We start from the raw sequence: 21,807 nt of genomic DNA, 5'->3' as shown, positions 1-21,807 counted from the left end.
GCGGATAAGCATGAGGTGGTTCATGCGGTGTGCATGGAGCGTTCATTCCGGGTTATGAGTGCCAGGGGGGAACTCAGACCGATTTTCATCTCATTGGATATAAATTGAAGTTTCTCGTTGTCGGGCCAGGCATGGCGCGAGGGAAACTTGCTGCGCAATGTGAACAAGGAGGCTTACCATGAGCATCACCGTCAAGATCAGCCTATTGAATGAGGACGTAACCGCCGACGCTGCCTGGGAAGTTATGGGCGATCTCATTGTCGAGCGGCCCAGCAATATTCTATTGAATTTGCATCCCGATGAGGTGACTTCCTTGATACGGGAGGGTGACGATCTGGTCGTGACCCTGGCGGACGGCCGCACGCTCAGGATCGTGGATTTTTATATCGATGAGGGCGAGGGCCACAGCGAACTCTATCTGGTAGACGAAAACGACGGTGTCTTGTGGCTCGATCTCTCCCCCGCGGGGCCGGATGGCCTGGTGATGGCCCAATACGTGCCCCAGGGCGAGTTGGCCGGGTTCGAAATGCTGACCGCCGCGCAAGAAGAGGCAGGCTTCCTGCCGGGCGCGTTGTTGCTGGGTGGCGCGATTGCTGGCGTGGCCATCGCCGCCGGTTCCAGTAGCTCCGGGGATTCCTCTCCCGGCCCCCGGGAACCCGGGGAGAGCGATAATGCAGTGGTTGACAAGCCGGAGATTGGTAGCGCCACCAACCTGTTCGATGACAATGGTGACCCCATCGGCACCGAGATATCCGGCACCGCCGAGCCTGGCGTCAGTGTGGAAGTGCGCGATGCCGAGGGCGCACTGGTGGATTCGGTCGACACGGATGCGGAAGGCAACTGGAGTCTGGTAGTCGAGCCCGCGTTGTCCGATGGAGAGGAGTACACCATCGTTGCTGTCGATGAAGACGGTAATGTATCCGACCCCGTCACCGTGGTTGGGGATACCACGCCCCCCGAGACACCGACGGTGAATAGCCTGGAGAACGTCCTTGACGATTCGGCTACGCTCCTGGTGGGTACCGAACTTTCGGGTACCGCCGAGCCTGGGACTGTCGTGGAAGTACGAGCCCGCGATGGCAGTGTGCTGGGGGAGGTGTCTGTGGAGGAGGATGGAAGCTGGAGACTCCTCATCGAGCCCGCCCTCGAGCCCGATGTGGAATACGATGTCGTTGCCGTTGATTCCCACGGCAATGTCTCCCCGCCAACGGTCGTCGAATATTCTGGCGATGCTCTGTCTCCTGCGCCGATGACACCACCCACCATCGACGACTACGCCGAGGACGGCAGCGAGATCAGCGGCAGCGCCGAGCCGGGTAGCGAGGTCACGGTCAGCCGCGACGGCGAGGTGCTGGGCACGGGTATCGCCGACGCCGACGGCCAGTTCACCATCGAGCTGGACCCGCCGGTCAGTGAGGGTGAGGAAATCGTGGTGGAAGCGGTGCGTCCCGACACCGGCGTCAGCGAGAGTGCGAGCGACACCGTGCCGGCCGGCATCGGACCGATGACACCACCCACCATCGACGACTACGCCGAGGACGGCAGCGAGATCAGCGGCAGCGCCGAACCGGGTAGCGAGGTCACGGTCAGCCGCGACGGCGAGGTGCTGGGCACGGGTATCGCCGACGCCGACGGCCAGTTCACCATCGAGCTGGATTCGCCGGTCAGCGAGGGTGAGGAAATCGTGGTGGAAGCGGCACGTCCCGGCACCGACGTCAGCGAGAGCGTGACCGGCACGGTCCCGGACGGTATAGGGGTGGAGGACGGGCCGTTACCACCCACTTTGACCCTGGCCAATGATACCGGCATCGAGGGCGATGGCATCACCAGCGATGGCTCTGTCGAGGTTGGCGGACTGGTGGCGGGAGCAACCTGGGAGTATTCCCTCGACGGCGGTGAAAACTGGATCGTCGGAGAGGGCAATGGCTTTGTGCTGGAGGCCGGGGAGTACGCCGACGGACAGGTTCGGGTTCGCCAAACCGATGAGGCGGGCACTACCAGCGCCGAGGGCACGTTGGGTGAGGTAGCGATCGTCGACTTGAGCGCCGCGGATGATAATGCCGTGCTGGACATGGGCGAGCCTACGGTGGTCGTTCATCCGCCTCAAACCGAGGAGAACGTTCAGGTATTGGGATTGCTCGAGGGGGGAGAGGGCGATATCACCGGTATGGCGCTGAACGTGAGTGAAGACCATGCCGGCGACGTTGTCATCGAGATCCAGCAGACCGCTCTCGTGGCGGTGGCCGATGCCTTCATCCTGGAAATCTATGATGCGGAAGGCCGTCTCGTCTATGCGGCGGCAACGGAAAATTCGCTGGTCGGCGACGTGGCGGGATTGGAGGTGCTTGGCCTGCTGGGCGACGACACGCTTACCGCCACTGTCACGGGGCTGCCCGCCGGTGAGTACAGTGTGGTGGTGCGTAATGGCGAGAGCGCGCTGGAGCAGCTCGTGGATGGGCTCACTCTGGAGGAACTGGGCGAGGCCGGGGTGGTGCTCGGACCCGACAACCAGGACTTGGTACTGGGTGCCATCGAGGGGGCGCTGGGCCCCGTTTTGGGGCCGATCGTCACGGGGATTCTGGAACCGGTGCTCGATACCACCACGACATTGGGAGCCGGGGAACTGGTGGGTATCCTGACCAGTGGCTTGGATGCGCTGGGCATGTCCGCTGCAGTGGATGAGGTACTCGATGCCGTAGCGGAAGCCCTGCTCAGCAATACGCTGACATTGCTCCAATTCACCGATATCACCACTCGCTTGACCGAGTACAGCTTCGATACGAACCAGCCCGTGGAGGGCAACGTCATTACCGGGGATGCGGATGGCGCTGGAGAGGACCAGCTCGTTCCCGGTAGCGTGGTCGCGCAAGTGACCAACAGCGCGGGCGAAAGCGTTGATGTGCCCGCCGAGGGGAGTGTGGAACTGGCCGGGCTTCATGGTGTGCTGACGCTATTCGCCGATGGCAGCTATCACTATGCGGCATACGGAGATCGCGCATCCGTGGGTGAAGTGGAGGTGTTCACCTATACCGTGTCCGATGGCAGCAATACGGCTGAAGCCACGCTGTCCATCGAGATCCAGGGAACGCCCCTGCCGGAACTCAATCCCGCCGATGACACCGTCACCTTGGATATGGGGACCCAGGCGGCGGTGGTCCATTCGCCCGAGGTCGAGGGGAACGTTCAGGTACTGGGGTTGCTCGAGGGTGGATCGGGCGGGATCGTCGGCATGCCGCTGAGCGTTGCGGAAGGCTATACCGGCGAGGTCATGCTTCAGGTCAACCAGACGGCCCTGGCGGCGGTGGCGGATGGCTACCTCATCGAGATCCTTGATGCCTCGGGCAACCGGGTGTTCGCCGCCACCACGCCGGATAGCCCTCTGATTGGCGATGTGGCGGGTATCGGGCTGCTTGGGTTGATCGGCGACGATACGCTGGCCGTCACGGTCCCTGGCCTGGCGCCGGGTGACTATACCGTGGTGGTGCGCAACGACCAGAGCGCCATAGCCGACCTCCTGACCGGCATGTCGCTGGATGAGCTGGGAGAAAGCGGCGTCATCCTGGGGCCGGACAATCAGGAACTGATACTCGATGCGGTCAGCGATGCGTTGGGTGGCTTGGGCGGTCCCGTGCGCGGTGTCCTGGAGCTGGCCCTCAACACCCTGAACGGCACGGGTGTGGGCGGCTTGGTGGATGTACTCACCGATACCCTGGGCGCGCTGGGTCTCACCGGCCTGCTGGACGACGTGATCGATGCGGTGGCGGTGGCGTTGGTCAGCAATACGCTGACTTTGCTGCAGTCCACCACCGTCGAGGCCACCTTGACCGAATATCGCTTCGAGGGGGACACGGCGGTCAGTGGCAATGTCATCACCGGTGAAGGCGAAGGCAACGTCGAGGATGAGCTGCCCCGGGGCAGCGTCGTGACCGAAGTCGCCAACAGCGAAGGAGAGAGCGTGACGGTGCTGGGCAGCGGTGCCGCGGGGGTGACGCTTGTTGGCCTCTACGGTGTGCTGACGATCCACGAGGATGGCGGTTACACCTACAGCGCCACCGGCGCGCGTGCTGGGTTGGGCCAGGAGGAGCGCTTCACCTATACCGTCTCCGATGGTATCGGTACTGCCACGGCCGAGTTGATCATCCATATCGACGGCCAGGGCGCGGCGGGAGATATCGCCTTCGCCGACGTGCAGTTCGAGCATGCCACGCTGACGGGCAGCGAGGTGGAGGAGGCCGTGAATTACGGCTGGCTGCTGGGAATAGGCGGCGTTGTGGTTCCTGCTCCAGGCAATAATCTGGTAAGCGAGATTCTGCAGGTCGAGGCGGGCACCACCCAGGATGTGGTCCTGACGGTCAACGGCGGCGACCTGCTGAGCCTCGGCGGTGGTATGACTCTTTTCGTCGAGGTCCGGGACGAAAACGGTAGCTGGCAGAACTATCAAACGTTGAGTAGCGAACGCTTGATCGGTCTGCTGGGTATCGGCGGGGATGGCGAATTCGTGCTGACCGACCTTGCCGAAGGCGACTACCGAATCAGAATGGAGGTCGATACCGGCTTGGCCAGCGCTCTGGGCAGTGTCAGTGCCGGCTTCCGTTCCACCGTGACCTTGCTGGATCAGTTCGAGCTTGCCGGCACCAGCGAAGCGGTCGGGAACCTGCTGGAGAACGATGTCCTGCGTGGGGACGACTTCACGCTTTCGGTATCCCTCGATGGCGACGAGTTCCTGGATACGGCCGGCGGGGCGACTCTCTCGGGGCAGTACGGTGAACTCACCGTGAGCGCGGATGGTAGCTATGTCTACGTGCCGAACAGCGATCTGGGACACTTCACCGAGCCGCTGAGCGAGAGCTTCACGTATCGGCTGGCGTACCCTGATGGCACTGTCGAAGAGGCGCAACTGACGCTCTTCGTGCGTCCTTCCGGTGCCGGGGTGGAGGATGTCGAAAGTGCAGCTCTGCTGCTCGAACCGGATGGCGGCGAGGTGGGGCTACTGGCTTTGTCGGGCGATGTCGAGATGGCGTTGGCGAGCGAGGATGAGCAGGGTGACGTGTTCGCTCTGGGCGACATCGAGACCATCGAGCTCAGTGACTCCGACGATAGCCTGACGATCCAGGGAGAGGCGATGGAGGATGCCTTGAATGCCGAGGTGGTGAGCGAGGCGGGGGGTGGGCCGTCGTCCTTCGATGGATTGGCCTATTACCACACCTTCGAGGACCTGACACTACAAGTACGGGAGAGCGCCAACCTGGAGGTATCCTGATTCGCCACGGGCCGACCGCCACCCCGGCAAGGGGTGGCGGTACGTGGCCAGCGCCAGCGGGCCGGAGTCATAAATTCGTGTGTACGACTGCGATGTACTGAAATTTAGAAATCTTGTTCACGGTTTTTAATAGAAGAGGTCGCTGCGGCACAACCGATGAGATAACGATGAGAAGATAAACTTTAAAGTCGCAATTTGGCATCCGAAAAACGCTTTGAAAGGGTTTCGCTTTTCTTCTATAGATTATCATGTTTGTTAATTCCTGTGATCCGAATATTCGATGGATGTAACCGGCATGCTATGGGGGCCCGCATATTTTCGGATAAGAATGAGGTGGCTTTATGCGGTGTGCATGGAGCGTTCATTTCGGGTTATGAGTGCTAGGGGGAACTCGGACCGATTTTCATTTCATTGGATATAAATTTAAGTTTCTCGTTGTCGGGCCAGGCATGGCGCGAGGGGAAATTTGCTGCGCAATGTACGGCCTGTCTGCGATGAAATAATGCCAACGCATGGGAGCAACTCGCAAAACCGAGGGTATTACATCGTCAACGTCGCATGGGCGGATAAAGACAAACATGGAGGACAGGGAGGCTTGCCATGAGCATCACCGTCAAGATCAGCCTATTGAATGAGGACGTAACCGTCGGCGCTGCCTGGGAAGTTGTGGGCGATATCATTGTCGAGCGACCCAGCAATTTTCTATTGAATTTGCATCCCGACGAGGTGACTTCCTTGATACGGGAGGGTGGCGATCTGGTCGTGACCCTGGCGGACGGCCGCACGCTCAGGATCGTGGATTTTTATATCGATGAGGGCGAGGGCCACAGCGAACTCTATCTGGTGGACGAAAACAATGGTGTCTTGTGGCTCGATCTCTCCCCCGCGGGGCCAGACGACGCGGCGGATGACGAACGGGCCGCCGCGCTGGCGGAGACGGCCTACCTCCCCGCGCCGTTCGAGGAGGAGCGGCAGGATGGCGGCATGGAGGCGGCGTGAGTCCTCCTGCCAAGGAGAATCCGATCGAGGAGCAGCATTGAACAAACGGCGATACACACAATGGGCGGCGGGGCTGCTGACCCTGGGTGTCTTGAGCGCCCCCGGCGCCTGGGCGCTGACCCTGGCCGAAGCGGTGCATCAGGGGCTGGCGATCCATCCGGCGGTGAGCGCCGCCGAAGCCGAAGCCATGGAGGCCGCCACTCAGGTCGGCATTGCCCGGGATGGCTACTGGCCCAACCTGCAAGCCTCCGCCGGGCCGGAAAACTCGCTCTGGGGCGATGTCGGCTACGATATCACCGCCGCGCAGATGCTCTACGACTGGGGCCGGGTGCGTTCGCGGGTGGAGAACGCCGAAGCCGCGCAACGCCAGCGCCTGGAGGCGCTCAAGGCGACCAGTGACGAGGCGGCGCTGGATATCGTCGAAACCTACCTCGACGTGCTCCACGCCACGCAGCGGCTGGTGGTGGTGGACGCGCACATCGAGCGCCTGGAAGCACTGGCCGGGGTGAGCCGACGGCGCAGCCAGGGCGGCTTCGTCGGGCGCGGCGAAGTGGAGCGCGTCGAACTGGAACTGGCCCGGGCCGGCGAGCAGCGCTCCCTGGCCAGGGGCGACCTGCGCGACGCCGCGCTGCAATTTCGTGAACTGGTGGAGCGCTCCCCCGAGGCTCTGGACTGGCCCTCGCCGCCGCCCTGGTTGGAGGCGCTGCGCCGGCCCGAGCGGCTGGAAGCGGCGCTGGAAGAGGCCCCGTTGCTGGGCCAGGCCCGGGAAGCCCTGCACGCGGCCCGCGCCGAAGCCCGCGAGCGCCGCGCCGCGCGCCTGCCGCAGCTCAACCTGGAAGGCTCGTTGCTACGCCGGGAGATCGGCGGACGCATGGAGGAGGACGCGGTGGTGGCGCTGCGCCTGCGCATGGAACCCCTGCAAGGGCTCTCCAGCGCGCGCCAGGTCACCGCCGCCCAGCAGCGCATCGAGGCGGCGCAGTGGAGCCGCCACGCCACCCGCCGCGACCTGCGCCGCCAACTGGCGAGCCTTCTCGAACTCGACGAGATGATCGGCTGGCGGCTGCAAGCGGTGGAAGCGCAGCTCGCCAGCGCCGACGAGGTGGCGGTGGCCTACCAGGAACAGTTCGAGGTGGGGCTGCGCGATATCGCCGACCTGCTGACGGTGGCCCGCGACCGCTTCGAGGCCAAACGACAGCACACCGACCTGCAAACGGAGCGGCTGCGCATCCCCTACCGCGCGGCGGCCCAGCTTGGACAACTCGCCGTGCTGCTGGAGAAGTAATGGAGGGGATTGCAAACGACTGCGCTTGACCTTTGTAACCCTTCCTCTCTGTAGCTACAACCAGGCGAACGACGATAAGGACATCACGGAGGACTCCCCATGGCGACATCCCAGGCCCAAGCCCAAGCCGGGCCCTGCGCCGACGACCCCGCCCGCGCAGCGGGCCACGGCGACGACCCGCTGCGTAGCGGCCTGGCACTGCTTTGCCACCGGCTGGGCCGCGACACCAGCGAGGCGGAGCTGGGCGACGGCCTGGCCCTGGTGCGGGGCCGTTTGCCGCTGGAACTGGCGCCCCGGGCGCTGCGCCGGGTCGAGATCGAAGGGCGCGTGTTGCAAGCGCCACTGGAGCGCCTGGCCGGGCTGTTGCCGGCGCTGCTGATCATGGCCGATGGCGCCACCCGGCTGCTGGTAGCGCTCGACGATGATGAGGGCGAGGTGCTGCTGCCGGAAACCGGTGGTGGTGCCGAGACCCTGGGGCTCGAGGCGCTCGCCGCCACCTACGGCGGCATGGCAGTGGTGGCACGGCCGGCCTGGCGTGGCGATGGCCGTGCCGGCGACTTCGCCCAGGCGCGCGGCGAGCACTGGCTCAAGGGACCACTCAAGCGGTGCTGGAAAAACTATGCCGAAGTGGGCGTCGCCGCGCTAGTGGCCAACATGCTGGCGGTCTCCACGGCGATCTTCGCCATGCAGGTCTACGATAGGGTGGTGCCCACCGCGGCGCTGGATACCCTCTGGATTCTCGCCAGCGGCGTGGCCCTGGCGGTAGTGCTGGAGTTCGTGCTGCGCACCCTGCGCGCGCACCTGCTCGACATCACCGGCAAGGGGCTCGACCTGCATCTCTCGGCACGACTCTTCGAACAGGTGATGCAACTGCGCCTCGCCGCCAAGCCCGGCTCCACCGGCGCCTTCAGCTCCCAACTACGCGAATTCGAGTCGGTACGCGAGTTCCTCACCGCCTCCACCATCGGCGCCATCAGCGACCTGCCCTTCGTACTGCTGTTCCTCGGCGTGATTGCCTGGATCGGCGGGCCGGTGGCCTGGGTACCGCTGGTGGCGGTGATCCTGATGGTGCTGCCCGGGTTGCTGGCCCAGGGCCGGCTGGCGCGACTCTCCCGCGAGACGCTGCGCGAGGGCGCGGTGCGTCACGGCGTGTTGCTGGAGTCCATCGAACACCTGGAAACGCTCAAGGCGACCCGCGCCGAGGGCCGCAGCCTGCGCCTCTATGAGCAACTCTCCCAGGAGATCGCCGATACCGGCAGCAAGAGCCGCAGCCTCTCGGCGCTGCTCGGCCATGGCGCCACGGCGGTCCAGCAGCTCTGCTACGTGGGCGTGGTGATCGTCGGCGTCTACCTCATCAGCGCCGGGGAGCTGACCGTTGGCGCGCTGATCGCCTGCACCATCCTAGCCTCGCGCAGCGTGGCGCCGATGACCCAGGTCGCCGGCCTGCTGGCACGCTGGCAGCACGTCAAGGTGGCCCTGGAAGGACTCGACGAACTGATGAAGGCACCGGTGGAGCGTCCGGCAGGGCGCACTTTCACCCGTAAACCGATGCTGCGTGGCGATTACCGTCTCGAGGAGGTGCGCCTGAGCTATCTCCAGGGCCAGCTCCAGAGCGGCCAGGAGGGGCCGCCGGCGCTGAACCTCAAGGCGCTCGAAATCCAGGCCGGCGAACGCATCGCCCTGCTCGGCGGCATCGGCGCCGGCAAGTCGAGCCTGCTGCGGCTGTTGGCCGGGCTCAACGAACCGAGCCAGGGGCAACTGCTGCTGGACGATGTCAGCCTGGCTCAGATAGAGCCGGCGGACCGCCGCCGCGCCATCGGCTACCTGCCCCAGGACGGCGCGCTGTTCTACGGCTCGTTGAGGGCCAACCTGCTGCTGGATGGCGCCGCCCACGACGACGCGGCGCTGTTCGAAGCGTTGGACGCCGTGGGACTGGCGCCCTTCGTGCGCCGTCACCCGCTGGGGCTGGATCTGCCGATCCAGGGCAGCGGCAGCGTCTCCGGCGGCCAGCGCCAGGCCATCGGCCTGGCCCGGCTGCTGCTTCAGGATCCGCACATCGTGCTGCTGGACGAACCCACCGCCGCCTTCGACCAGACCAGCGAGCGCCGCGTACTGAGCTACCTGCGCGGCTGGATGGCCGGGCGTACCCTGGTGCTTGCCACCCACAAGAAAGCGCTGCTCGCCCTCACCGAACGGGCGCTGGTGTTGCGCGACGGACGCCTGGTGATGGATGGCCCGGTGGACAAGGTGGTCAACGGCAACCTGGTACGCGCTTCGGGCACGGCGGCGAAAATAGCGGCGAAGGCGGTCTCTCCCTCTCTGCGCCGGGCAGCTGCCGCGACGGGGGAGCCGTCGCGGGGAGGGCCGACGCATGAGTAGCCTGACCCAGCACCGGCCGGGCCGGCGTGAGTTACACGTGCTGCGCGAACTGGGCGACCCCGGTGGCGGTCTCGAACACCGTGCCGCGCGGCCGATTCTCTGGTGCAGCCTGCTGGCACTATTGTCGTTCGTGGCCTGGGCAGCCTGGGCCGAAGTGGACGAAGTGACCCGTGGCGAAGGACGGGTGGTGCCGCTGACCCGCATGCAGACCATCCAGAGCCTGGAGGGCGGCATTCTCGCCGAACTGCTGGTGCGGCGCGGCGAGCAGGTGGAGCCGGGCCAGCCGCTGGTGCGTCTGGATGACACCCGCTTCCGCAGCTCTTACCTGGAGACCAGCGCCCAGATCAAGGAACTGCGCGCCGCCATCGCCCGGCTGGAAGCGGAGGTGCTGGAAGCCGAAAACATCGCGTTCCCCGAGGAACTCAACGGCGAAACGGAACTGATCCGCCTGCAGGAGTCACTGTTCCGCGCCCGCCGCGAACGGTTGCGCGAGGCGGAGCACTCCATCGGTGAAGAGGTGGGGCTGGCGCGGCGGCAACTCGCCCTAGTGGAGCCGCTGGTGCGCTCGCGCTCGGTGAGCGAGATGGAAGCCCTGCGTCTGGGGCAGGACATCGCCAGCCTCAGCGGGCGCCTGGCGGAGATCCGCAACACCTACGTGCAGGATGCCTACACCGAAATGTCCGACAAGCAGGCGGAGCTGCACTTCCTCGAACAGACCCTGCTGCAACGCCGGGACCAGCTCGTGCGCACCGAACTCCACTCGCCGGTGCGCGGTCGGGTCAACGACATCATGGTCAACACCCGGGGCGGGGTGATCCAGCCCGGCGAGGCGATCATGGAGATCACCCCCATCGACGACCAACTGCTGATCGAGGCCCGCGTGCGGCCCCAGGACGTCGCCTTCGTCGCCCCCGGCATGCCTGCCAGCGTCAAGATCAGCGCCTACGACTACACCATCTACGGCGACCTGGAGGGGGTGGTGGAACAGATCAGCGAGGACACCATCGAGGAGGAGACGCCGCGTGGCCGGGAGGCATTTTACGAAGTGCTGATCCGCACCGATCAGGCCCACCTGGAGCGTCACGGCGAGGTGCTGCCGATCCGCCCCGGCATGGTCGCCCAGGTGGATATCCAGACCGGCAAGCGCACCCTGCTGAGCTACCTGCTCAAGCCGATCATCAAGGCACGGCTGTATTGAATCTGCAAGGGTTCGGATTATTTCTCTTTAGCTTTTCAGACAAACAATAGCGGCGTCATTGCTAAATTCAGTAAATGTTGTTTGTTTTACTATTACGTGACGGATTCCGGGTTATTATTACCCGTTTGGTAAGTAGCTCAGGCCGCTTGGCCTGCCATTCTTTCGTTGCTGCAATGGGCTTTGGCTCATTTGATCATCCGGAACCCTACAGGTAAAGGCTAACCGATTACTATCACGTGTCGCCCTGGCCCAGTGATCTATAGCTTGTAATAGCCTGTATCGCCAACTGCATATGCCGTAACTCCGTTGGCCATGAAGTGACGACAAGGGTAAATGAGGTTTCGCTAATTGAATAAAGCACATAGGGAGGGTGGGATGGCACCTAAATATTTAAGGTTGATTAGAATTTCCCAGTTTTTATCTCTAGTGGCCAACTACACCGTGCTGCGCGACCTGGGCGCGCCGAGCTTCCGCGAGCGCAATACCGCCGCCGACCTGGCGGAGCGCTTCGCCGCCATTCGTCGCCGTGGAATCAATCTGCAGGCGACCACGGCGATGCAGCCGGAGATCGCCGAAATGCCGATCATCGACGAGAATGGCCTGCTGCGGGTCGCCGGTACCTTCCCCACCCGGCCGCTGCCGGTGCGTTTCGACTTCGCCTTCGAGGTGCGCGACGAGGTATGGCGACTGATCGGCATCGTGGTGGCGCCTATCGAGGTGGAAGAAGCGGAGTTGGAGTAGGCCCACCAGCCGGATTGAAGACGTGTCGAATCCCCCCACCCCGAGCCACTCGAATGCAGAGCGCGCTACAAGGAGCCTGACGAAGGATGCTCAAGCCCGGTTGCGTATCGTGACTTCCGCCGCCAGAAGGTAGCCTCTACCTCTCACGTTGAGAATCAGCCGATGAGGCTTGGCGGTGTCGCACAAGCGCTGACGTAACCGATATACAGCGGTGTCGATCCCGCGCTCGTGCGGAAGCATGTCGCGGCCATAAATGGCATTGCCGATGGTGTCTCGACCAAGCGCCTGTTGTGGGTGGTCGAGGAAGAGCTTCAGCAAGGTGAAGTCGGTACCGGTGAGTATCACCTCTTCTCCGCTCAGATGAGTCAGACGACGGCTCACGGTGTCCAGCTGCCATTCGGCAAAAGCCAGTACCTGGCCGCTAACCATTGCCGACTTCGGGCTAATGCTGGTGCGGCGTAGCAAGGCGTTGATCCGGGCCAGCAGCTCGCGCAGGCTGAATGGCTTGCACAGGTAGTCGTCGGCACCGAGTTCCAGCCCGAGAACGCGATTTCCCTCGTCGACGCGAGCTGTCAGCATGATGATGGGGATATGGAGGTAATCCGGATGCTCGTGCATCCATTGGCACAGCTTGAAACCGCTTTCATCGGGCAGGGTGACGTCCAGGATGGCCAGGTCCGCTCCCGCCTTTTCCAGGGTCCGACGAAACTCCTTGCCGTTGGCGACAGCCTGGACCCGAAAGCCGACGTTGCTCAGGTAGGTCTGTAGCAATTTTCGAGTTTGCGGGTCGTCGTCAACGACCAAGATGGACCTTCCTGCGTGCATCACATACGATCCTTATGGCCTTCTTATAGATTTTTGACGTTTTCAGGTGGATTTGGCTTGTACCGCCAAGCGGCCCCACTCGGCTACCGAGCAGTGTGCTTAGCGAGATGTCATAGGTTGAGACCGCTCTACTCGTGCCAAGTGTAAGCTCGCGATTTATTTGCCAGCTAACTAATGATCGGTTGAATATGATGTAATAGTGATGCTTTCCTCTTATCGGCATTGCGAAAAGGTTAGTTTAGACTGTTTCGCAACCTTTTTGTTGAAATTTGTATCTGAAGGTGAATAAATGAATCCGCTGCCGACCTTGCATCAGCCCCGAAGCTCTCGACGAAAACGATGCACCCCGGGCACACCATGGACAGACCGTAAGCATTTCATCGCTGCATCCTTCGCTCGAGCTCAGCGATCGCGCGGGTCCAGTCATCGCGTGCGTTCGAGCATACGGCCTCGGCCGTCGCCGGGCCCGTTGGCAGCCTCGGGATAGCTCAGCGTCGAACCGCGCCAGGGCTATCAAGTTCAATGACCGCCACGTCAGCAGCAACCCCGTAGGTGCCCAAGAGCAAAACTGATTGTCACCCACCTCTCGGGGCTGTGCGGTATGATAAAATCTGCATCTAGGCGCCTACCAACGATGCGCGTCACAGCATTAACATTCGAGAAAAACAGAAGGGCTTCAATTATGGAAGAAGTGAGCGCGTTCTGGCTGTACCTGCAGACATCCGGAGCTGCTTTTGCCATTAATGTCGTGGCAGCAGTCATCATTTTCGTTGTTGGGCGCTGGGTAGCCAAAATTTTGCTCGGCATCACGACCAAAGGCATGGAGCGTGCCAAGGTAGATCCGCTGCTGATCAAGTTCCTGGGCAACATCCTCTACACCCTGCTGCTGATCTTCGTGGTGCTGGCAGCAATCAACCGCATCGGCATTCAGACCGCCTCGCTGATAGCAGTGCTGGGTGCCGCCGGCCTGGCCGTGGGCTTGGCCCTGCAAGGCTCACTGGCTAACTTCGCCGCCGGTGTCATGGTGATTATTTTCCGCCCCTACAAGATCGGCGATTACGTCGAAGCGGGTGGCATCGCCGGCGTAGTAGATAGTGTGCAGATCTTCAATACCGAGCTGAAGACGCCAGACAACAAGCACATCATAGTGCCCAATTCACAGATGCTCGGTGGTGCCATTGTCAACTACTCCACCCACCCTACGCGGAGAGTCGATCTAGTAGTAAGCGTTGGCCACGATGATGATATAGACACGGTACGCCGGGTGCTGGAGCAAACCCTAGCCGACGATTCACGACTCCTCCAAGAACCAGCGCCTACCGTGCGCATGCATGCTATGGCCGACTCCAGCATCGACTGGATCGTGCGGCCCTGGGTTAATGCAGCAGACTATTGGGACGTATACTGGGACCTCACCGAAGAGATAAAGCGCCGCTTTGACCGCGAGGGCATCACTATACCTTTCCCCCAACGCGACGTGCACCTCTATCAGCACCTGCCAGAGTAGGTTAAGGATAGCAAGATGCCCTGCGCCAACTAACCACTCATCTGGATTACCTCAACCGCCGTGCCTACGCTCGGCGGTTGAGTTTTCAATCCCTACCGTTGCCACTGACAACGGCCATCGCTTTCCCTCCATCAGTACCTGTCTTAAAACTCTTCCCAATCTTCCATTGCTTGCCGGTAGGCAGGTGATGGCAGCCTTTTAACATCCGTATTCCCCCCGACTGCGCTATTAGCCACCTGGGGGCTCTCTGCCCTAGAAACAAAGGCCGGTTGATGACGAAGACCGTCATTTTCGGGGAGGCGGAACGTCCTCACCACACCATCCAAACGCTTAGCCTGCTCGGCTAACGAAGCAGCGGCACTGGAGATTTCCTGCACGAGCGAGGCATTTTGCTGCGTTACTTGATCCATTTGTGCCACGGCCTGATTGACCTGCCCAATGCCATCGCTCTGCTCTTGCGATGCGGCAGATATCTCATCCATGATATCGCTTACCCGCTTAACCGCCTGAACGACCTCCTGGATGGTGACGTTGGCACTGTCGACCAGCTCCGTTCCCTGCTGAACCTGCACCGTTGAGGCTTCAATCAGCCCCTTGATCTCTTTAGCGGCATCCGCGCTGCGGCTAGCCAGCGTGCGGACTTCACTCGCCACTACTGCAAACCCACGCCCCTGCTCACCGGCGCGCGCCGCTTCTACGGAGGCATTCAGCGCCAGAATGTTGGTCTGGAAAGCAATCGAATCGATCATGCTGGTAATGTCAGCGATTTTCGTTGAGCTGTTGGCAATGTCCTGCATACGCACACTGACTTCCTGCATGACATCGCCTCCGCGTACCGCTGTCACTGAGGCATCTGCCGCCAATTGGGTCGCTTGACGTGCATTATCCGCATTCTGGCTCACGGTGGAGGTCAGCTCTTCCATGCTCGAGGCCGTCTCTTCAAGCGATGCAGCCTGCTGCTCGGTACGGGAAGAGAGATCCGCGTTTCCGGTCGCAATCTCATTGCTTCCAATACTGATGGAATCGCTGGCTTCTTGAACTTTGAATGTCGATTCAACCAAACCTTGCTGCATATTCCGCATGGCGCTGAACAACTTGCCAATTTCATTGGTGCCACGCTCGGGGATCGTGTGGGTCAGGTCGAGCTTGGCAATGTTGGCGAAATAGCCCACGACTTCTTCCAGCGGCTTGACCACGCCGCGTATCAGGCCGAAGTAGACAACGAGCGCCACCACGACGATCAGCACCAGCATCATTACCGACAGCGTGAAGAGCAGGCGATCGGTCGCAGCCGCTTCCGCCTCGACTTGCTCTACCACCTCATGGACTTGGTCGGCGAATGCGCCCGAGGCGCGGATCAGGGTCTCCATCACAGGCGCAACGCGATCCGTGTACTCCTCGCTGGAGACCGACAACCCTTCCGCCAACAGGGCTAACAGTTCATCGTACGCGGCCATGTAGCTCTGCTGCAGGTGCTGGGCCATTTGCTCGCCCTCTGCGGTCTGTTTCGGCACCGCCATGAATCCCTGGAAGGACTCGTCGGCACGCTCCAGAACGCCCTCGATTTCGGCCTTCAACCGCGCCGCTTCAGCCTGGTCGCCATTGCGCAGCGCAGCACGATAGGCCCGCAGCCAGGAATTGGCCACGCTTACCCGGTTGATCGCCCGGTTCAGCGAGAGCCCCTCCTCGATCCCCAGGCTATGGATTTGGGCGGTCTGTTTGCCGTTTTCGCCCGAGGCATAGAAGCCCAAGCCGCTGATGGCCATGCTCATGGCCGCCATGACAATCAAAGCCACCGTCAAGCTGGCCTTGACCGAAAGGTTACGTAGTATGTTCCCCATTCCTTCCCCCTATGGAATTGATGTCCGCCGAACCTTCCCGGCGTAGATTGAATCGCTAGCCGCCCTGATCGGCCTACGATGATATTCTTGAAACCGGACGTGAATATTTGTTGCTTCCGAAAAGGATGACGAACACCGCGAGCGATGTTGCCGCCAGCTTTTCCGGCGGTTACTACATCCGCTGCGCTTCCTGCTGATTTCTCGCGGTGAGCATATCCTGGTATTCTCTCAACCAACCGTGAACGACATTCAAGCAACCGATATAGTACGGTTCATGTAAGGCGCACGGCCGACGGCCAGGTTGTACAGGCGACCAAATGCTGGTTATTGACATGCTGGCTATAGGATCCCAACCCGCTGGTGGGCAGTCCTACCAATACCATGACACTTAAGGCCACCAACAATCCCCTCTTTGATATACAGCTGATTTTTCATTCTTTTACTCTTCGACATGCCCGTTTCACCTGGTTATGGCAATGCTATCCTCTGGGCTTGCATGACTATTCTCAGCACCCTTAAGATGGCACGGTTCAATATTTTTATGATTTTACGGACTGCAATGTCGCACAAACCGTCAGGATGACCGCATATCGGCGTCAAGTGGTATAACTTTACGCTTCTTGGTGTCTTTTTTGTAATTTTTTGTAACTAGCAGTGGTGTGCACGCGCATCCAACGGCGCGTTTTCTGGAACCGCCTGTCGGTCTGCACTGGTCTTCGGCACTCGATGACAGCGGCAACTCCGTTACCGCCTAGTACGGCCCTGGAGCTGCTGGCCGAAGAGTTCGATACCCCACTCCCGATGGCATGAGGCACGGATACGGCTTGCACCTCGCCCATGACGCGCCCTTGGCCGGGCAGGTATACTGTTCCGCCTGAATGCGCAGCCATGACGCTCGCCCCCTTTCGCTTCGCGCGAACGGGGGCATTTGCGATCCGGAGCCCTATATGTCCCAAGGTACGCTTTTCATCATTTCCGCGCCTTCCGGCGCTGGCAAGACCACCCTGGTGCGCGAGCTGATCGAGAGCCTCGACGGCATCCAGGTCTCGGTGTCGCATACCACCCGGGGCCAGCGCCGTGGCGAGGTGGACGGCGTCAACTACCACTTCGTGACGGTGGACGAATTCGAGGCGATGATCGCACGCGGCGAGTTCTTCGAGTACGCACGCGTGTTCGACAACTTCTACGGCACCTCGCGACCAGCGGTGAAGGCGCTGCTCGAGGCCGGTCAGGACGTGATCCTCGAGATCGACTGGCAGGGCGCACGCCAAGTGCGCGAACAGCTGCCCGATGCGGTGTCGATCTTCATCCTGCCGCCGTCGCGCGATGAACTGGAACGCCGCCTGGCCAGCCGCGGTACCGACGAGCATGCCACCATCGCCCGGCGCATGCGCGACGCCGTCAGCGAGATGTCGCACTACGACGAATATGACTACTTGGTGATCAACGACGACTTCACCACCGCCCTGCGCGAGCTACAGGCTCTGGTGATCAGCCGCCGCCTGAGCCTGGCCCGGGTGCAGGAGAGCCACGGCCCGCTGCTGGCGGCGCTGCTATCATGAGCCCAGCCGCAGGCGCCTGCCCTGGCTGCCAATGCTTGTCACAGCCGCCGGGCGTCGAGTAATCTAGTCTGTCCTGTTCCATTTCGGTTTTCCGGCCGTGGCCGGGGCCCCTAACAGTTTCGGGAAGTACCCAATATGGCGCGTGTCACCGTCGAAGATTGTCTGGAAAACGTCGAAAACCGCTTCAAGCTGGTGATGATCTCCACCCAGCGTGCGCGTCAGCTGTCGCGCGGTTCTCGCGATGCCCAGCTGCCGTGGGAGAATGACAAGCCCACCGTGATGGCGCTGCGCGAGATCGCTGCCGGTCTGGTGGATCACAGCGTACTGGACGAGCCGATCGAGGCCCCGGTCCGGATTCGCCGCGAAGGCGAACCGGGCATGGCCATCGAGGAGTAAGGCTGTCACTCAAGGCGCGCTAATGTTCACGATCGACGACCTGGCCGACAGACTCGGCGGCTACCTTCCTCCCGACGAGATCCAGCAGGTCAAGCGCGCCTTCTACTACGCCGAGCAGGCCCACGACGGGCAGCGCCGGCGCTCCGGTGAACCCTACGTCACCCACCCGCTAGCGGTGGCCAACATCCTCGCCAACATGCACATGGACCATCAGAGTCTGATGTCGGCCATGCTGCACGACGTGATCGAGGATACCGGGGTTTCCAAGGAGGCCCTCGCCGATCAGTTCGGCAAGCCGGTGGCGGAGCTGGTCGACGGCGTCTCGAAGCTGACCCAGATCACCTTCGAGGACAAGGCCGTCGCCCAGGCCGAGAATTTCCAGAAGATGGTGCTGGCGATGTCCAAGGACATTCGCGTCATCATCGTCAAGCTCGCCGACCGCCTGCACAACATGCGCACCCTGGGCGCGCTGCGCCCGGAGAAGAAGCGCCGCATCGCCCGCGAGACGCTGGAGATCTACGCCCGCATCGCCAGCCGCCTGGGCATCAACACCATTCGCGTCGAGCTCGAGGACCTGTCGTTCCAGGCGCTTCACCCAATGCGCGCCGAACGCATCAAGCACGCCGTCTCCAGCGCCCGCGGCCATCGCCGCTCGGCGATCCGCCAGATCCAGACCACGCTGCAGAAGAGCCTCGACGACGAAGGCCTATCCGGCACCGTGGTGGGCCGCCAGAAGCACTTGCTGTCGATCTACAAGAAGATGCGCGACCAGCGCAAGCCGTTCGCCGAAATCATGGACGTGTTCGGCTTCCGCATCCTCACCGAGGACGTCGACAGCTGCTACCGCATCCTCGGCGTGGTGCACAATCTCTACAAGCCGGTGCCGGGGCGCTTCAAGGATTACATCGCCATCCCCAAGGCCAATGGCTACCAGAGCCTGCACACCACGCTGTTCGGCAGCGGCGGCATGCCCATCGAGGTACAGATTCGTACCCGCGAGATGGAGGCCATGGCCAACAACGGCATCGCCGCCCACTGGCTCTACAAGGCGGGCCAGACCGAGCATCCCATCGCCGAGGGCAGCCATGCCCGGGCGCGGGAATGGGTCAAGGGGTTGCTCGAGATGCAGCGCCACGCCGGCGACTCGCTGGAGTTCATCGAGCACGTCAAGAACGACCTGTTCCCCGACGACATCTACGTGTTCACGCCCCGCGGCGACATCATGGAGCTACCCCAGGGCGCCACGGTGATCGACTTCGCTTACGCCGTGCACACCGACATCGGCAACAGCTGCATCGCCTGTCGCATCGACCGTCACCTGGCGCCGCTCTCGACCCGCCTGGAGAGCGGCCAGACGCTGGAGATCATCACCGCCCCCGGGGCGCGTCCCAACCTGGCCTGGCTCAACTTCGTGGTCACCGCCAAGGCGCGCTCGGCGATCCGACATGCGCTCAAGCACCAACAGCAAACCGAGGCGGTACAGCTCGGCCGGCGCCTGCTCAACAAGGCCCTAGCCGACTTCGAGACCAGCCTGGAAGAGCTGCCCGAACACGTGCTGCCGGAGCTGTTGAACGAGCTCACGCTAAAGAATGAGGAGAGCCTGCTGGAATCGATCGGCCTCGGCACGCGGGTAGCCCACGTGGTGGCACGGCGCCTGATCGACCTGCTGCACGGCGACGCGACCGAGGCCGGCGAACGCGCCCTCGCCGCCCAGGGGCCGATCGTGATCAGCGGCGCCGAGGGCATGGTGATCAAGTTCGCCCGCTGCTGCCATCCGCTGCCCGGTGACCCGGTGGTGGGCCATCTGTCGGTGGGCAAGGGCATCGTGGTGCACCGCAGCGAGTGCCGCAATCTCGACGAACTCAAGGGCGACCCCGACAAGCTGTTCGCCCTGGAGTGGTCCGACGAGATCACCGAAGATTTCCCGGTGGCCCTGCGCATCGAGATCGAAAGCCGCCGTGGGCTGGTGGCCGAGCTTGCCAGCCTGGTCACCGATGCCGACGCCAACATCGAACGCATCGGTATCGAGGAGCGCGATGCCCGGCTCTCCATCGTGCACCTGACCCTGGCGGTACGCGACCGGGTGCACCTGGCACGCATCATCAAGCGTATCCGTAACCTCTCGCACGTCGGCAAGATCACTCGCGTCGGCAATTGAACCGTTACCGGCCCATTCGCCGCCCCGGCGCGGCGAATGGGTCTTGCATTGACCCTCGTTACGCATCGACATCGCAAGGAGACCGTCATGAGCAACAAGGCCGTGATCAACACCGAAAAGGCACCCGCCGCCATCGGTCCTTACTCCCAGGCCATCAAGGCCGGCAACACCATCTACCTCTCCGGCCAGATCCCCCTCGACCCGGCCACCATGGAGCTCGTCTCCGACGACTTCGAGGCCCAGGCCCGCCAGGTCTTCACCAACCTCAAGGCCGTATGCGAGGAAGCCGCCGGCTCGCTGGGCGAGATCGTCAAGCTCAACCTCTACCTGGTGGACCTGGACAACTTCGCGGTGGTCAACAAGGTCATGGAGGAGTTTTTCTCCAAGCCTTACCCGGCCCGCGCCGCGGTAGGCGTCAAGGCGCTGCCCAAGGGCGCCCAGTTCGAAGCCGAAGCGGTCATGGTAATTGGAGATTAAAGAGCCGTGAGGCTCTTCCTGGCGTTGACCCCGCCGCCCGAGCTGCGAGAGCGGCTCGGGTCGCTGGCGGATATCGCCCATGCCCAGTGCGGCGGGCGCCGCATGCCCGGCGCAAGCCTGCATGTCACGCTCGCCTTCCTTGGCGAAATGGAGGAGGCAAAGGCCACCGAACTCGTCGAGTGGGTGCAGGGCCTGACCCTCGAACCCAGCGTGTGGCACATCGACCGCTGGGGCGGCTTCCGCCGCCCCGGCATCGTCTGGGTCGGCGCCAGCCGGCCCGATCCCGCCCTAGAGCGACTGCACGGCAGGCTCTGGGGAGTTCTCGAGGCAAACGGCCTCGGGGCACGCCCCGCCAGGTACATCCCGCACGTCACCCTGCTGCGGCGCGCCGACAGCCAACTGCTGGAAGATCTTCCTGCCATGGACTTGGCATGGACTTATCATCAGATCGAGCTGATGAGATCGACCATCAATGAGCAAGGCGCGCACTACCGGACCCTGGCCGTATCACGGGGGTGATCTTCAGGGATGAAGGTGCATCAGGTCAGCCAACGCCAGATTGGCACAAAAGAAAAAGGGGGAACACATTGAATCGCAGGAAGAACGTGGCTGCCGGACTGCTGGCCGGCTTGGCGCTGATCGGCAGCCCTGCCGGACTCGCCGACCTCTACCTCGACGGCGGCATCACCAGCGAATCGACCGCCGTCGCACGCCTCGAACTCGATACGTTCATCACCTTCGAGCCCCTGCCACCGCCGCTGACCCTGCGCCTGGCCACCGGCCTGCTGTTGCTGCAGGGACGCGAGGAGCAGCACAACGCAGCCTGGCTGGTGACACCGGCGCTGCGCTGGACCTTTGGCGGTGAGCGTGGCGTATTCGTCGAAGGCGGCGTCGGTGCGGCGCTGTTCCTCGAGTCGCGTCTCGAATCGCGCGAACTCGGCAGCGCCTTCCAGTTCCAGGATCGCCTGGCCCTGGGGGCACCGCTGGGAGCGGGCGAACTCGCCCTGAGCCTGACGCACTACTCCAATGCCAGTATCAAGCGCCCCAACGACGGTTTCGAAACCCTGACGCTGGGCTATCGGCTGGCGCTGTGACCACGCCAGCTGATGGCTCCGACGCGATGGACTCGCGACGCCGGAGCCATCACCGGGGTCATATCGATCGCCAAGCTACTGATATCCA

15 protein-coding genes are annotated in these 21,807 nt (G+C 62.5%); 13 read left to right on the top strand and 2 right to left on the bottom strand.

All coding sequences use genetic code 11. From position 1 onward, the window contains the following. The first annotated feature begins 178 nt into the window (after positions 1–178). From HOP51_RS01130 to HOP51_RS01105, 6 genes are all read left to right on the top strand, one after another. A complete protein-coding gene (locus HOP51_RS01130; protein WP_234272097.1) occupies positions 179–5,260 on the top strand; it encodes a BapA/Bap/LapF family large adhesin in 5,082 nt (1,693 codons plus the stop codon). 600 nt (positions 5,261–5,860) lie between these two features. Continuing rightward, positions 5,861–6,259, top strand: a complete 399-nt coding sequence (locus HOP51_RS01125) for a BapA prefix-like domain-containing protein (RefSeq protein WP_234272096.1) — start codon at positions 5,861–5,863, stop codon at positions 6,257–6,259. Between the two features lie 37 nt (positions 6,260–6,296). Then, complete coding sequence (locus HOP51_RS01120) at positions 6,297–7,541, top strand: TolC family protein (protein WP_234272095.1); 1,245 nt, start codon at positions 6,297–6,299, stop codon at positions 7,539–7,541. 99 nt (positions 7,542–7,640) lie between these two features. Beyond that, positions 7,641–9,920 (top strand): type I secretion system permease/ATPase, encoded by a 2,280-nt coding sequence (locus HOP51_RS01115; RefSeq protein WP_234272094.1) that lies wholly within the window; start codon positions 7,641–7,643, stop codon positions 9,918–9,920. Continuing rightward, positions 9,913–11,118: an HlyD family efflux transporter periplasmic adaptor subunit gene (locus tag HOP51_RS01110; protein ID WP_234272092.1), complete on the top strand. Its 1,206-nt coding sequence runs from the start codon at positions 9,913–9,915 to the stop codon at positions 11,116–11,118. The genes HOP51_RS01115 and HOP51_RS01110 overlap by 8 nt, the downstream gene beginning before the upstream one ends. A 375-nt stretch (positions 11,119–11,493) precedes the next feature. Next, complete coding sequence (locus HOP51_RS01105; RefSeq protein WP_234272091.1) at positions 11,494–11,859, top strand: hypothetical protein; 366 nt, start codon at positions 11,494–11,496, stop codon at positions 11,857–11,859. 90 nt (positions 11,860–11,949) lie between these two features. On the opposite strand, the gene HOP51_RS01100 is transcribed toward HOP51_RS01105, so the two are convergent. Beyond that, complete coding sequence (locus HOP51_RS01100; protein ID WP_276574339.1) at positions 11,950–12,663, bottom strand: response regulator; 714 nt, start codon at positions 12,661–12,663, stop codon at positions 11,950–11,952. A 703-nt stretch (positions 12,664–13,366) separates the two neighbouring features. Here HOP51_RS01100 and HOP51_RS01095 point away from each other — a divergent pair. After that, positions 13,367–14,191, top strand: a complete 825-nt coding sequence (locus tag HOP51_RS01095) for a mechanosensitive ion channel family protein (RefSeq protein ID WP_234272089.1) — start codon at positions 13,367–13,369, stop codon at positions 14,189–14,191. A gap of 143 nt (positions 14,192–14,334) precedes the next feature. Here the strand turns inward: HOP51_RS01095 and HOP51_RS20950 are convergent, their stop codons facing one another. Further along, positions 14,335–16,032 carry a methyl-accepting chemotaxis protein gene (locus HOP51_RS20950; protein ID WP_276574338.1) on the bottom strand — a complete coding sequence of 566 codons (1,698 nt, stop codon included), beginning with the start codon at positions 16,030–16,032 and terminating at the stop codon, positions 14,335–14,337. 947 nt (positions 16,033–16,979) lie between these two features. Here HOP51_RS20950 and gmk point away from each other — a divergent pair. From gmk to HOP51_RS01055, 6 genes are all read left to right on the top strand, one after another. Continuing rightward, positions 16,980–17,594, top strand: a complete 615-nt coding sequence (gmk, locus tag HOP51_RS01080; protein WP_234272088.1) for a guanylate kinase — start codon at positions 16,980–16,982, stop codon at positions 17,592–17,594. A gap of 135 nt (positions 17,595–17,729) precedes the next feature. Continuing rightward, complete coding sequence (rpoZ, locus tag HOP51_RS01075; RefSeq protein WP_159555517.1) at positions 17,730–17,990, top strand: DNA-directed RNA polymerase subunit omega; 261 nt, start codon at positions 17,730–17,732, stop codon at positions 17,988–17,990. A 22-nt stretch (positions 17,991–18,012) separates the two neighbouring features. Then, positions 18,013–20,148 carry a RelA/SpoT family protein gene (locus HOP51_RS01070; protein ID WP_234272087.1) on the top strand — a complete coding sequence of 712 codons (2,136 nt, stop codon included), beginning with the start codon at positions 18,013–18,015 and terminating at the stop codon, positions 20,146–20,148. 87 nt (positions 20,149–20,235) lie between these two features. Continuing rightward, the gene (locus HOP51_RS01065) at positions 20,236–20,625 is read left to right on the top strand and encodes a RidA family protein (RefSeq protein ID WP_159555521.1); all 390 of its coding nucleotides are present in this window, start codon (positions 20,236–20,238) and stop codon (positions 20,623–20,625) included. A 6-nt stretch (positions 20,626–20,631) separates the two neighbouring features. Next, entirely contained in the window at positions 20,632–21,144 is a 513-nt protein-coding gene (thpR, locus tag HOP51_RS01060; RefSeq protein WP_234272086.1) for an RNA 2',3'-cyclic phosphodiesterase, read from the top strand. A 68-nt stretch (positions 21,145–21,212) separates the two neighbouring features. Next, positions 21,213–21,719, top strand: a complete 507-nt coding sequence (locus HOP51_RS01055) for an acyloxyacyl hydrolase (RefSeq protein WP_234272085.1) — start codon at positions 21,213–21,215, stop codon at positions 21,717–21,719. Positions 21,720–21,807: the final 88 nt, after the last annotated feature.

This window comes from Billgrantia zhangzhouensis, from assembly GCF_021404465.1.
GTDB classification, from domain to species: domain Bacteria; phylum Pseudomonadota; class Gammaproteobacteria; order Pseudomonadales; family Halomonadaceae; genus Halomonas; species Halomonas zhangzhouensis.
This window is presented reverse-complemented; position numbering and strand designations above follow the sequence as displayed.

What these genes read in the sequence shown, in the direction of transcription:
- gmk (WP_234272088.1), top strand. Translation starts at nt 16,980, where the DNA reads ATGTCCCAAGGTACGCTTTTCATCATTTCCGCGCCTTCCGGCGCTGGC.
- HOP51_RS01110 (WP_234272092.1), top strand. Translation starts at nt 9,913, where the DNA reads ATGAGTAGCCTGACCCAGCACCGGCCGGGCCGGCGTGAGTTACACGTG.
- HOP51_RS01065 (WP_159555521.1), top strand. Translation starts at nt 20,236, where the DNA reads ATGAGCAACAAGGCCGTGATCAACACCGAAAAGGCACCCGCCGCCATC.
- HOP51_RS01115 (WP_234272094.1), top strand. Translation starts at nt 7,641, where the DNA reads ATGGCGACATCCCAGGCCCAAGCCCAAGCCGGGCCCTGCGCCGACGAC.
- HOP51_RS20950 (WP_276574338.1), bottom strand. Translation starts at nt 16,032, where the DNA reads ATGGGGAACATACTACGTAACCTTTCGGTCAAGGCCAGCTTGACGGTG.
- HOP51_RS01105 (WP_234272091.1), top strand. Translation starts at nt 11,494, where the DNA reads ATGGCACCTAAATATTTAAGGTTGATTAGAATTTCCCAGTTTTTATCT.
- HOP51_RS01130 (WP_234272097.1), top strand. Translation starts at nt 179, where the DNA reads ATGAGCATCACCGTCAAGATCAGCCTATTGAATGAGGACGTAACCGCC.
- HOP51_RS01125 (WP_234272096.1), top strand. Translation starts at nt 5,861, where the DNA reads ATGAGCATCACCGTCAAGATCAGCCTATTGAATGAGGACGTAACCGTC.
- rpoZ (WP_159555517.1), top strand. Translation starts at nt 17,730, where the DNA reads ATGGCGCGTGTCACCGTCGAAGATTGTCTGGAAAACGTCGAAAACCGC.
- HOP51_RS01070 (WP_234272087.1), top strand. Translation starts at nt 18,013, where the DNA reads ATGTTCACGATCGACGACCTGGCCGACAGACTCGGCGGCTACCTTCCT.
- HOP51_RS01095 (WP_234272089.1), top strand. Translation starts at nt 13,367, where the DNA reads ATGGAAGAAGTGAGCGCGTTCTGGCTGTACCTGCAGACATCCGGAGCT.